At 66.5% G+C, this 12,056-nt stretch carries 9 protein-coding genes and 1 pseudogene; 8 read left to right on the top strand and 2 right to left on the bottom strand.

Annotation, left to right across the window (positions count from 1 at the left end):
- Positions 1-6: 6 nt before the first annotated feature.
- From bcsR to bcsC, 7 genes and pseudogenes are all read left to right on the top strand, one after another.
- The gene (gene bcsR / locus C3418_RS04535) at positions 7-231 is read left to right on the top strand and encodes a cellulose biosynthesis protein BcsR (RefSeq protein ID WP_042014611.1); all 225 of its coding nucleotides are present in this window, start codon (positions 7-9) and stop codon (positions 229-231) included.
- Positions 228-890 (top strand): cellulose biosynthesis protein BcsQ, encoded by a 663-nt coding sequence (gene bcsQ / locus C3418_RS04530; RefSeq protein WP_039039465.1) that lies wholly within the window; start codon positions 228-230, stop codon positions 888-890. Before bcsR ends, bcsQ begins: the two co-directional genes overlap by 4 nt.
- Positions 887-3,241, top strand: a complete 2,355-nt coding sequence (gene bcsA / locus C3418_RS04525; RefSeq protein WP_258039805.1) for a UDP-forming cellulose synthase catalytic subunit — start codon at positions 887-889, stop codon at positions 3,239-3,241. The genes bcsQ and bcsA overlap by 4 nt, the downstream gene beginning before the upstream one ends.
- A gap of 172 nt (positions 3,242-3,413) precedes the next feature.
- Positions 3,414-5,639, top strand: a pseudogene (gene bcsB / locus C3418_RS04520) (cellulose biosynthesis cyclic di-GMP-binding regulatory protein BcsB).
- A 3-nt stretch (positions 5,640-5,642) separates the two neighbouring features.
- Positions 5,643-6,752 carry a cellulose synthase complex periplasmic endoglucanase BcsZ gene (bcsZ, locus tag C3418_RS04515; protein WP_258039804.1) on the top strand — a complete coding sequence of 370 codons (1,110 nt, stop codon included), beginning with the start codon at positions 5,643-5,645 and terminating at the stop codon, positions 6,750-6,752.
- Positions 6,737-7,555, top strand: coding sequence for a tetratricopeptide repeat protein (locus C3418_RS04510; protein WP_103858053.1), 819 nt, complete (start codon positions 6,737-6,739; stop codon positions 7,553-7,555). The genes bcsZ and C3418_RS04510 overlap by 16 nt, the downstream gene beginning before the upstream one ends.
- A 45-nt stretch (positions 7,556-7,600) precedes the next feature.
- Positions 7,601-10,177 (top strand): cellulose synthase complex outer membrane protein BcsC, encoded by a 2,577-nt coding sequence (bcsC, locus tag C3418_RS04505; protein ID WP_181023064.1) that lies wholly within the window; start codon positions 7,601-7,603, stop codon positions 10,175-10,177.
- A gap of 28 nt (positions 10,178-10,205) precedes the next feature.
- Here bcsC and C3418_RS04500 read toward each other — a convergent pair whose 3' ends face one another.
- On the bottom strand, positions 10,206-10,481 hold the full coding sequence (locus C3418_RS04500) for a metal/formaldehyde-sensitive transcriptional repressor (RefSeq protein ID WP_041214512.1): 276 nt from the start codon (positions 10,479-10,481) through the stop codon (positions 10,206-10,208).
- 71 nt (positions 10,482-10,552) lie between these two features.
- Between C3418_RS04500 and dmeF the strand changes: the two genes are divergently transcribed.
- On the top strand, positions 10,553-11,494 hold the full coding sequence (dmeF, locus tag C3418_RS04495) for a CDF family Co(II)/Ni(II) efflux transporter DmeF (RefSeq protein ID WP_103858051.1): 942 nt from the start codon (positions 10,553-10,555) through the stop codon (positions 11,492-11,494).
- Between the two features lie 15 nt (positions 11,495-11,509).
- On the opposite strand, the gene C3418_RS04490 is transcribed toward dmeF, so the two are convergent.
- Complete coding sequence (locus C3418_RS04490) at positions 11,510-11,911, bottom strand: hypothetical protein (protein ID WP_103858050.1); 402 nt, start codon at positions 11,909-11,911, stop codon at positions 11,510-11,512.
- Between the last annotated feature and the right edge of the window lie 145 nt (positions 11,912-12,056).

Raw genomic sequence — 12,056 nt, 5'->3', positions numbered from 1 at the left:
GTGACGATGCGCAGCGAACGGCAATCAGACATGCAGACCCCCTTCGGCGTCCCGGTGGAGGGTTCGGTGATCAATGACGTGGCCATGGTCCAGCAGGCCTTTGGTGTCAGCCTCTCCTATCAGGATATTGCCGCCAGGGAGCGGCTCGCCGCCTTGTGCGCACGCTTCCCCCTGCTGGCGGAGGTGGCGGTGAAAGGGCCCGAGGGGACAGGCGAGGGGAGGTCTGCATGAAGGTGATCGCCCTGCAGGGGATCCGGGGAGGCGTGGGGACCACCGCCATCGTGGCCGGACTGGCCCAGGCTGCCCATGAGCAGGGGGCAAGGGTGCTGGCGGTGGATCTCTGCCCGGACAACCAGCTTGGCATCCACCTTGGCCTGCCCCATGACGATCCAGGAGGCTGGAGCCGGCTGACCCAGCCGGCGCGGGAGTGGCGAGGAGCGCTTCACCGCCGGGAGGAGGGACTGGATCTGCTCTCCCATGGCGGGGGGCAGGGGGCGTCGGCCGAGTGGCTGGCGGGGATCGATGGCTATGATCTGGTACTGCTGGATCTGCCCCTGGGCATGGCCCCCGTCATTCCCTGCAGGCGCTTGCTGGTGGTCAATGCGGATGCCAACTGCCATGTGCGGCTTCACCGCCACCCCTGGGCGGCCGATGAGCGTCTGCTGGTGACCCAGTTCTCCAGCCAGCGGGCCCTGCAGCAGGGGTTGCTGGATCTCTGGCTGGCAGGGGGGCTCCCTCTGCTCAATCTTCATCTGCACAGGGACGAAGCCATGGCGGAGGCCATGGCCGCCAAGCTGCCGGTCGGCCGCTATGCGCCCACCAGCCTGGTTGCCCACGAGCTGGCCGCCCTGGCGACCTGGTGTCTGGCAGAGGGGGAGGCCCCCCGATGAGAGTGCGTCTGCTGACGCCGGCTGCGGGCCTCTGGTGCTCGCAGCGCTATCGCGCACTGCGCGAGCGGGGGGCTTCCCGCCCGGGGGCGGCCGCATTGACCCTGGGCTGGCTGCTGGCCTGGGTTATCTTCCCCCTCGAGCGTCATGGTTGGCAATGGGTGCTGGGCCATGCCCGGGGGCTCTATCCCCAGCTGACGCACCCCCGGGTGGGGGATCCCCTGCGCGTTCTGTTGCAGAGCCTCTGGATGATAGTGCGTCGCCCACAGCCCATCCCTCTGCGCTGGCCTGCCTCCTGGCAACGGCTCTGGCACCGGGGCACTCAGACTCTCGGCGCCTTCCTGGCCCGTCAGGAGGAGAAAGGGCTGGCCGCCGCCAGGGCCACGCCCCGCGAGGCACGCTGGAAGAGCGTGCTGCTCTGCGTGGTGGCCGGGAGCCTCTCCCTGCTCTGCGTCACCCAGCCGTTCACCCTGCAGGCGCAACTGGTGTTCGTCCTCTTGCTGGCGGCCATGGCCTTCATCCTGCGGGCCGTGCCGGGCCGTTATCCCATGCTGATGATGATGGTGCTCTCCCTCACCATCTCCTGCCGCTACATCTGGTGGCGCTACACCTCGACCCTCGACTGGTTCGATCCCGTCAGCCTGGCCTGCGGCCTGCTGCTGCTCGGCTACTGGCAGACCGCATGGCCCCTGCACCGCCCTCCGGCACAACTGCCGGCGGATCCGGCCCAGTGGCCCAGCGTGGATCTGATGATCCCCACCTACAACGAGGATCTCGCCATCGTGAAGGGGACTGTCTACGCCGCCATGGGGCTCGACTGGCCCGCCGACAAGCTGACCATCTGGCTGCTTGACGACGGGGGGCGGGCAGCGTTTCGCGACTTCGCCGAGGAGGCCGGGATCCGCTATGTGGCCCGGTCGACCCATGAGCACGCCAAGGCGGGCAACATCAATCACGCCCTCAAGATGGCCACCGGGGATCTGGTCGCCATCTTCGACTGTGACCACCTGCCGACCCGCTCCTTTTTGCAGATGACGGTGGGCTGGTTCTACCGGGATCCCCGTCTGGGCGTGGTCCAGCCCCCCCACCACTTCTTCTCCGCCGATCCGTTCGAACACAACCTGCAACGGTTTCGCAAGATGCCGAACGAGGGGGCCCTCTTCTACGGCCTGGTGCAGGATGGCAACGACATGTGGGACGCCAGCTTCTTCTGCGGATCCTGCGCCGTCATCAAGCGCACTGCCCTTGACGAGATCGGCGGCATCGCGGTGGAGACGGTCACCGAGGATGCCCACACCTCCCTGCGGCTGCACCGCCTCGGCTACACCTCGGCCTATATCCGGATCCCGCTGGCGGCGGGGCTGGCCACCGAAAGCCTCTCTGCCCACATCGGTCAGCGCATCCGGTGGGCGCGCGGCATGGTGCAGATCCTGCGTCTGGACAACCCCCTCTTCGGCAAGGGGCTCAAGCTGGGGCAGCGGCTGTGTTACTTCAATGCCATGCTGCATTTCCTCTCGGGCATACCGAGGCTCATCTTCCTGACGGCGCCGCTCGCCTTCCTTATCCTGCACGCCTACATCATCTATGCCCCGGCGGCGGCCATCGCCCTCTACATGTTGCCGCACATCTTCCACAGCGCCCTGACCAACTCCCGGTTGCAGGGCAAGGTGCGCCACTCCTTCTGGGGCGAGGTCTATGAGACGGTGCTGGCCTGGTACATCGCCAGGCCGACCACGGTGGCGCTCTTTGCACCTCACAAGAGGACGTTCAACGTGACCGCCAAGGGGGGGATGACGGAGGAGGTGTTCCTCGATCTGTCGGTCTCCCGCCCCTATCTGCTGCTGATCCTGCTCAATCTGTGCGGGCTGGGGTTCGGCCTCTGGCGAATCGGCACCGGCCCTGCCGACGAGGTGCCGACCCTGATCCTCAGCATGATCTGGACCCTCTACAACATGACCATATTGGGCGGCGCCCTGGCGGAGGCCTTCGAATCGCGGCAGGTCCGTGCCAACCCCAGGGTGGAGATGGTGATGCCGGCGGCCATCAGGCTGGCGAACGGTCACCTCTACCCCTGTACCGTCAGGGATTACTCCAACGGGGGGTCGGGGTGCTGCTCGAGGCGCCCCTGCCCCTGGCCGACAAGGAGAGGGTCTGGTTGCTGCTGCGCCATGACCAGCGGGAGCAGGCGTTCGCCGCCAAGGTGCAGCGGGTGTTCGGCTGCAAGCTGGGACTGGAGCTGGAACCCATGGCGCAGGCGCAGCATGTCGAGTTCATCCAGTGCACCTTCGCCCGGGCCGATACCTGGTCCCTGTGGCAGCAGCGTCTGGGCGAGGATCGCCCCCTCCACAGCCTGATAGACATTACCCTGCTCGGCTGGGGGGCTTACTGGCGTCTGGCCCGTACCTCACCCATCGGCTTTGTTTGTATCCTCCTCGAGAAGCTGGCTCGCTGGCTCCTCTCCTTCGTTCCCCGTCGCGTCTCCCCAGATTTCCGGGCCGGGACTCCGACCTCACAGACAGTGAAAGGATGATGAAACCACAACGCTACCTTATTCCTCTCCTGCTGATGGCTCAGGGTGCGACCGCCGCCGAGGCCGTCGGCCCCCTGCCGCCTGTTCCCGCTCCGGTGCGCACCCAGGGGATGAGCTTTGAACAGATGGCATCATCGCCAGGCACCCTGTCCCTGCGCGGCAATACGCCAGACGGACTGGCCGACTTCACCGTGCGGCGGGACGAGGTGGTGACCCGGGCCACCCTGGACCTGAACTTCACGCCATCGCCCTCCCTGCTGCCGCTCATCTCCCAGGTCAAGGTCTATCTCAATGACGAGCTGATGGGGGTGACGGCCCTCAACCAGGATCAGATGGGGACGATGACCCATGCCAGCATCGAGCTGGATCCCCGCTATGCCAAGGATTTCAACCGCCTCAAGGTGAGCTTCGTCGGCCACTATCAGAAAGTGTGCGAGAACCCGGCGAGCGATACCCTCTGGCTCAACGTCAACCGGGACAGCAAGCTGACCCTGCAGTTGCAGACCCTGCCGGTGCGCAACGAGCTCTCCTTCTTCCCCATGCCGTTCCTCGACGTGCGGGACAATGGCAAGCTGACTCTGCCCATGGTGTTCACGGGCTCAGTGCCCCCGGAGCAGCAGCAGGCGGCGGCGGTGCTGGCCTCCTGGTTCGGCACCAAGGCCCAGTGGCGGGGCCAGCATTTCCCGGTGCTCATCAACCAGTTGCCGGATCGCAACGCCGTGATCTTTGCCACCAATGACGCGCGCCCCGATTTCCTGGTGGACTATCCCGAGGTGAAGGGGCCCACCATCGACATGATCAGCTCCCCCGACAACCCCTATGTGAAGCTGCTGCTGATCCTGGGGCGTGATCAGCAGGATCTGCTGACGGCGGTGCAGGGGCTGGCGCGAGGCGATGTCATGCTGCGTGGCCAGAGCGTCATGGTGGACGAGGTGAAGCCGCTCTCCCCGCGTCAACCCTACGACGCCCCGAACTGGGTGCGACTGGATCGCAAGATGCGCTTTGACGAGCTCACGGAGTACCCGGGCCAGTTGCAGGCAACGGGGCGCACGCTGTGGCCCATGAGCCTGACGCTGCGCCTGCCGCCGGATCTCTACCTGCTGGGGGAGAACGGCATCAGGACGGAGCTGAAGTATCACCACACCTCGCCCACCCTGCGCGACGGTTCCCGGCTGGATGTGGGGGTCAACGGCCAGCTCATGAAGTCGTTCACGCTCGAGCCCGGCGAAGTCAAGAGTGAGCGGTTGCTGACCCTGCCGCTCTGGTTTGCCGACGACGGCGACACCATGGCGCTGCGCATGCCCGGGCTCAAGACCACCCAGGCCAACAGCCTGAGCTTCTCGTTCGAGTATGCCCAGTAATACATGGGAGGGACGGAGGATGGCCGTTGCGACCTGATGATGCCGCCTACCCATCAGGTGCGCATTGACGAGGGCTCCACCATCGACTTCACCGGCTATCGCCACTTCATCGAGGTGCCCGACCTCAAGGCGTTCGCCTATGCCGGCTTCCCGTTCAGCCGGATGGCGGATCTCGCCGACACCCAGATTGTCATGCCGGCCAGACCCCATCCCGGGCAGATCACCACCTTGCTCGATGCCGTCGGTGCCATCGGGGCCGAGACCGGGTATCCGGCGCTCTCCCTGCAGGTTCTGGACGACTGGGAGCGGGCGCGCACTGCGGATCGGGATACCCTGCTCATTGGCACCCTGCCGGAGGAGTTTCGAGGGGATCTGGCTCCCGACGCCCTGCTGCAATCCACGCGCAGCTGGGTCAACGAACCAACCCGCCAGCACAAGGGGGATCTGCTGCACACCATGGCCGATCGCCAGCCCCAGGCCCGGGTGGGCATGACGGGCAACCGGGCCATCGCCGTCATCCTGGGGCTGCAATCGCCGACCCATGATCAGCGCAGCCTGGTCGCACTGCTGGCGGATGGACCGGCGGGGGTCACATTGCTCAATGATGCCCTGCAGACCCGGACCCTGCGCGATCAGGTGGCAGGCTCGGTGGCCATCATCCGGGAATCCGGGGTGAAGAGTCTGGTTGTGGGGGAGCGCTACGAGGTGGGCTACCTGCCGTGGTGGGAGCGTCTCTGGCAACTGTTTGCCCGTTATCAGGTGCGTCTTGCCGGGCTGACCCTGCTCTGCATGCTGGTACTGGGCTGGGGCCTGCGGGTGCTGCTTGCCAGTGCCAGTCGCCGCCGTCTGAAGGAAGATTAAGAGATGACTCAGATGAAAAATGTCTGTGGTGCCCTGCTCCTCTGGGCCCTTTGTTCCCTCCCGGCGCAGGCCGTCTGCCACTGGCCGGAGTGGGATCACTTTCGCCAGCACTACATCAGTGAAGAGGGCAGGGTCATCGACCCTGCCGACGGGCGCCGCATCACCACCTCGGAAGGCCAGAGCTATGCCCTCTTCTTCGCCCTGGTCAACGATGGCAGGGAGACCTTTGCCCGCCTGCTTGACTGGACGGAGCGGCAGCTCGCCCGCGGGGATCTGACCGGCTTCCTGCCATCCTGGCTCTGGGGCAGGCAGCAGGACGGCAACTGGGGTGTGCTGGATGCGAACAGCGCGTCCGATTCGGATCTCTGGATAGCCTACAGCCTGCTGGAGGCGGGTCGCCTGTGGGACAACCACAGCTACTCTGCCCTCGGCACCCTGTTGCTGCGGCGTATCGCCCGGGAGGAGGTCGCCACGCTGCCGGGTCTCGGCCCCGTGTTGCTGCCCGGGGCGAAAGGCTATGAGGGGGAGGGACGCTGGACCCTCAACCCCAGTTATCTGCCCCCACAACTGCTGGCCAGATTCGCTTCCTTCAAGGGGCCCTGGGGCGAGATGCGGGCCCTCTTGCCCAAATTGTTGCAGGAGAGTACGCCCCGTGGCTTTGCCCCGGGCTGGGTGGACTGGCAGGCCGACAAGGGGTGGCAGGTGACGGCGGACAAGGGCGACACCGGTGGCTATGACGCCATCCGCGTCTATCTCTGGCTCGGCATGTTGAGCGAGGAGGATCCCGCCAGGGCTTCCCTGGTGGCCCACTTTGCCCCCATGCTGGCGCAGCTGACCGAATCGGGTCATCTTCCCGAGCGGGTATCCAGCCAAAGTGGTCAGGTTCAGGGCAAGGGGCCGAGCGGCTTTGCCGCCGCCCTCCTGCCCCTGTCACGGGGCTTGCCGGCGCAGGTCACCTTGCGCAAGCAGGTCTCCGATCACGGGCTGGATGCGGATGCCTACTACGGCAGCGTGCTGACCCTGTTCGGCGCAGGCTGGGATCAGGGGCGTTATCGCTTTGCCGCCGACGGTACCCTGCAGCCGGATTGGAGCGAGTCATGTCAGGCAGAGTGACCCTGGGGTGCCTGCTCGCCTGCCTGATGAGCGGAGCCCTGGCGCAAGGGACGGTACAGCCGGTGGCCTGGCTGCTGGAGCAGGTCAGGATTGGCGAGGCCCGTGGGCGGGAAGATCTCGTCAGCAACAGCCTCTATTCTCTCTCCCTGGTGGAGCCCGATCATCCGGAGCTGCTGGCAGCCCAGGCCCGTCAGGCCCTGCGCCAGGGCAAGGTCAAGGAGGCCGGGACACTGCTGGCCCGCCTTGGCAAGCAAGACCCCGGCTCTGCGCTCTATCGTCAGGGCATGGCCAACCTGGCCCTGAACGAACCGGCCAGGCGCCAGCAACTGCAACAAGCCAGGCTGCTGACCAGCGCCGGCAGGCTGGAGGAGGCCGAGCGTCTCTATCGCTCCCTGTTCTCCGGTGACTTGCCCCCCAATCTCGACGTGGCGGTGGATTATGCCCTGTTGCAGACACGGATCCCGGCCATGAAGGCAAAGGGGCTGGCGGCCCTGGAGGCACTCAACCGGCAATATCCGGGTGAGCCCAGAGTGCGGGGCGGGCTGGCTCGCCTCTATCTGGCGGAGGGTCGGCGTCAGGGGGCGCAGAACCTGTTGCGCGAGATGGCGCGAGACCCCTATCAGCGGGACGAGGCCGCCGAGATCTGGCTCGCGGACATCGAATCCCTGCCCATCGGTCCCGGGAGCATCGCTGCCTTGCAGGAGTACATGGTGCTCTTTGGCGAAGGGGATACCACCAAGGCGGAACAGCTGCTCGCTACCCAGGAGGAGAAGTGGGCCTCGCCTGCCTATCGTGCACGCTAGTCGGCGCTCGCAAGCACGGCGGGAGGTGGTGCCTCCATCTCCCGCTTGCAGCGTGCCCTGGCTGCCAACCCGGGGGATCCCGAACTCATGGGGGCCCTCGGGCAGGCCTACTCCCGCAACGATCAGCGAGCGCTGGCCATCGCCCAGTTTGAACGGGTGCTGGCACACCCCGAGGTGACCGACAAGGACAAATGGCGCAGCCTGCTGGCCACCAACCGCTACTGGCTGCTGGTGAGCCAGGGGCGCAGCGCCCTGGAACGGGAGCAGTGGGATGAGGCGGCGACCCTGTATCGCCGTGCCATCGCCCAGGATGGGCGTGAGCCCGAAGCCTGGCTGGGGCTCGGAGACAGCGAGCGTGGCCGTCATCGCGATGCCGACGCGGAGTCCGCCTATCGCAAGGCGCTCGCCATGGGGAGCGCGCGGGAGCGGGCCCTGGCCCGCCTGTTCGATCTCTACAAGGAGCAGGATCCGGCGCGTGCCCTGGCCCTGCTGGAGCAGCAGGGCACCCCCGGGATGCAGGCCGAAGGGCGGCGGCTCAAGGCCGGGCTGTTGCAGGAGGAGGCCGATCAGCTCGATCGGACCGGCAAGGTGGCGGCGGCGCTGCGCCTTCGCGAGCAGGCACTCGCGCTGACCCCGGAAGAGGTGTGGCTGGCCTATCGAGTAGCCGATACCCGGGCCCGCCTCGGGGAAGCCGGTAGCGGGGAGCGGCTCTTGCGGGAACGGCTGGCGGCGCGGCCCCAGGACGCCACTCTGCGCTACGCCACCGCCCTCTATCTCTCGGGGCAGGACAAGACGGTGGAGGCGAGAGGGGTGCTGGCCGCCATCCCTAGGTCCGTCTGGACACAGGACATGGATGCGCTGGATCTGCGCCTCGCCCGTGACGAGGTGCTCGCCAGGGCGAGGGCGCGTCACGAGGCCGGGGATGATGAGGGGGCCGAACGCCTGCTTCAGCCGTTGCAGCCGGATGAAGAGGCGAGCCTGATGCTGGCGGAGTGGGCCACGGATCGGGGGGCCTATGCACTGGCGGAGCAGCGCTATCAGGAGGTGCTTGCCCGCACGCCGCAACAGCCCGAGGCCAGGCTTGGCATGGCCGAACTGGCCCAGGCCAGGGGCGATCTGGCAAAGGCCCGTCACTGGCTGCCCGCCTGGCCGGTCAGCCCGCTGCCCCCGGAGGGGGCCAACTACTACCGCCGGGTAGCCAATCTCTATCAGGCGCTGGGAGAGGGCGAGACAGCCCGCGCCATCTTCACCGACTACGAACCCCTGGTGGCGCTGCAACCGGCCTCCCAGCAGGCGGCACTGTTCTGGCGCGATGCCGCCCGCCAGCGCTTTGCCGAGCATGATGTGGAAGAGGCCCTGGTGCGGGATCGCAAGGGGCTGGTGGCCGCAGGTCTGGCCCCCCGCGAGGATCTGGAGGGGGGCGAGCTGACCCGGCTGGCCCGCAGTCAGGATGGGGAGGGGTGGCTGACATCCGGCCTGCGCAGCGATCTCGACAGGCATTACCGGCAGAGCCAGACCACCTTCTCCCTCGACAGCGATTACTGGGGCTCCAGCGGTACCGGGGGCTACTCGGATTTGCGGGCGCTGACCCAGATGGCGCAACTGGATACGCCGCTGGCCGGTGGTACCGCCTTCGGCCGCCTTGAACTGGTCGACATGGATGCCGGAGATCTGCCGGACTCCCCTTACCGGGCGCAGTTCGGTACCTGTGCGGCCAGGGACTGTCGCGGGGACGCGCACCAGCAGAGCCGGGGGACCACCCTGGCGGCAGGCTGGCAGCGGGGGGCCTGGGCGTTCGATCTGGGGACCACGCCCCTCGGTTTCGAGGTGGTGGACTGGGTTGGTGGCGCCACCTTGACCGGTGACTGGCACACGCTGGGGTGGGGGATGACCCTCTCGCGTCGGCCCGTCAGCAGCTCGCTGCTCTCCTATGGGGGAACGGTGGATCCGGGCACGGGCATCAGCTGGGGCGGGGTGCGGGCGAACGGGATCCGCCTCGATCTCAGCCGGGATCTGGGAGGGGCCGTCGGGTTCTGGGGCAGCGCCCAGCAGCACCTGCTGACCGGCAAGAACGTGCCCGACAACTGGCGCACCCGGCTCATGGGAGGGGGCTATTACAAGTTCGTCAACGAGACCCATCGCCGTGCCAGCGTGGGGCTAAGCACCATGCTGTGGCACTACCAGCAGGATCTGGGGGGCTATACCCTGGGGCAGGGGGGGTATTACAGCCCGCAGGGGTACTTCTCGCTCTCGGTGCCGGTCAGCTACCGGCAGCGAACCCCGGACTGGTCGTGGGAGCTGGGGGGATCGGGATCCTGGTCCTACGCCCGTACCGACGACAGTCGCCGCTACCCGCTGGAAGGCCTGTTGCCAAGCGGTTTGCCAGACAGAAATGCGCCTGTGAAAGGGGGCAGTAGCAGTGGATTCGGCTACACCCTGAATGGCGTGGTGGAACACAGGCTGACGGAGCACTGGCGCATCGGTGACCGGGTGGACATCCAGCAGGCGGATGACTATGCCCCCAGCCATGTCACCCTGTTCCTGCGCTACACCTTCAAGCCCTGGCAAGGGGATCTCGACATGCCGCCAAGGCCTCTCACTCCCTACGCGGACTTCGACTGACAGGGGCGCCCGTCATCACCGGGCGCCCTTATTTCAGATAGGAACGCAGTACCCTCACCACCTGATCCAGATCCTCCAGCCGCTCGGCATGGGTCGCCTCCTCGGCGCCAAGATGCTCGCGCATGTGCCCCTCCAGTACCTCCAGCATCAGGCCGTTGACGGCGCCGCGGATGGCGGCGATCTGCTGCAGGATGGCGGCGCAGTCTGTTTCCTGTTCCAGAGCGCTCTCCAGGGCACCGGTCTGCCCCTTGATGCGCCTGACCCGTGCCAGCAGCTTCTTCTTGTCGTGAACCGTGTGTGACATCCAGGATCCTCTCGATCAATAAAACTATACTGGGGTATAGTATATGGCATCCTCGTTTTCAGGAGAAATCCATGTCATCCCTCGCCTCATCCCACTGCCACCACCCCGTCGTCCACGAAGGGAATCCCCTGGCCGAACAGAAGACCCGCTGGGCCGTGCTGCTCACCGTCGTCATGATGGTGGCGGAGATCGGTGGGGGCTGGTTCTACAACTCCATGGCGCTGCTGGCCGACGGCTGGCACATGAGCTCCCATGCCCTGGCCCTCGGCCTCTCGGTGCTGGCCTATCGCGCTGCCCGCCACTTTGCGCGGGATCACAGGTTCAGCTTCGGTACCTGGAAGATAGAGGTTCTGGGGGGCTTCAGCAGCGCCCTGCTGCTGGTGGGGGTGGCGGGGTTGATGCTGTTCGAGTCGGTGGCCAGGTTGCTGGACCCCAGCCCCATCCATTATCAGCAGGCGATCGGCATTGCCCTGCTGGGCCTGCTGGTGAATCTGGCCTGTGCCTGGCTGCTCAGGGACGATCACGGCCATCACCATGGTCACGACCACCATCACGGTCATCACGACCACTCGCACGATCACCACCACGGCCATCAGGATCTCAACCTGCGCGCCGCCTACCTCCACGTGCTGGCGGACGCGGCCACCTCGGTGCTGGCGATTCTGGCGCTGGTGGGAGGCATGTTGTGGGGGGCGGACTGGCTGGATCCCCTGATGGGCATCGCCGGGGCCGTGCTGGTGGCGGTGTGGGCCAGGGGGCTGCTGCGTGATACCGGGCGCGTCTTGCTGGATGCGGAGATGGATGCGCCCCTGGTGGACGAGATCCGCGAGGTGATCGCCGAGCTGCCTGGCGCCGAGATCCGCGATCTGCACGTCTGGCGGGTGGGGCAGATGCAGTATGCCGCCGCGATGTCGTTGCAGATGGCGACCCCGGTCCCGGCACAGGCGATCCGCGAGCGCCTCGCCATCCACGAGGAGCTGGTGCACCTGACCATCGAAGTGTCTGCCGACTGACGCCCCTGGCGGGGGTCAGCGGGGAGGCTCGCTCTCCTGATCCTGCCAGAGGGAGCCCAGCATCAGCCTCAGCAGCAGTCCCGGCGGGTCGTCGAGCAGGCGGCCCGGCTCCAGCAGCAGGTGGCCGTCGGCATGAAAGCCCAGGCTGGCGTGAACCTTGCTTTCCTCGCCACACACCTGGAGGAGGCCGTTCAGGGACCCCCCCTCGCCGGGTTGACAGCGCAGCCGCAGCTCCCGTGGTTCCCCCAGCAGGGTGAAGGCGCGGGCGAGGGGAGGGCTCTCTTCATAATCCGGCCAGTTGAAGAAGTGATAGCGTTCGGCGAGCACGCCGGCCTGCTGGCAGAACTGATCGAACAACTGGGCAATGCCCTGATACTCCTGGTCCAGCCGCCTGGCCTGCTCCTCAATCCGTTTCATCACCCAGCCCCCTCTATCCATTTGATTGGACATTGATTTCGTCACTCGCTCCCCTCTTCTCGCTGGTATGGGCCGAAAGCGGTGCCAGGTCTGTGAGCGCGATCGAGTTTTCGTTATGAAAACGTTATCTTGTTGATGCGGATTG

The sequence above is a fragment of the Aeromonas sp. ASNIH8 genome, from assembly GCF_002919855.1.
Classification (GTDB): Bacteria; Pseudomonadota; Gammaproteobacteria; order Enterobacterales; family Aeromonadaceae; genus Aeromonas; species Aeromonas caviae.
Note: the sequence above shows the minus strand (reverse complement) of the source record. Positions and strands in the feature narration are given on the sequence as shown.

Bases quoted from the DNA above. Each gene is read 5' to 3' on its own strand.
- C3418_RS04510 (WP_103858053.1), top strand. From the start codon at position 6,737: ATGTCAGGCAGAGTGACCCTGGGGTGCCTGCTCGCCTGCCTGATGAGC.
- bcsZ (WP_258039804.1), top strand. From the start codon at position 5,643: ATGACTCAGATGAAAAATGTCTGTGGTGCCCTGCTCCTCTGGGCCCTT.
- dmeF (WP_103858051.1), top strand. From the start codon at position 10,553: ATGTCATCCCTCGCCTCATCCCACTGCCACCACCCCGTCGTCCACGAA.
- bcsR (WP_042014611.1), top strand. From the start codon at position 7: ATGCGCAGCGAACGGCAATCAGACATGCAGACCCCCTTCGGCGTCCCG.
- bcsA (WP_258039805.1), top strand. From the start codon at position 887: ATGAGAGTGCGTCTGCTGACGCCGGCTGCGGGCCTCTGGTGCTCGCAG.
- bcsQ (WP_039039465.1), top strand. From the start codon at position 228: ATGAAGGTGATCGCCCTGCAGGGGATCCGGGGAGGCGTGGGGACCACC.
- C3418_RS04490 (WP_103858050.1), bottom strand. From the start codon at position 11,911: ATGAAACGGATTGAGGAGCAGGCCAGGCGGCTGGACCAGGAGTATCAG.
- C3418_RS04500 (WP_041214512.1), bottom strand. From the start codon at position 10,481: ATGTCACACACGGTTCACGACAAGAAGAAGCTGCTGGCACGGGTCAGG.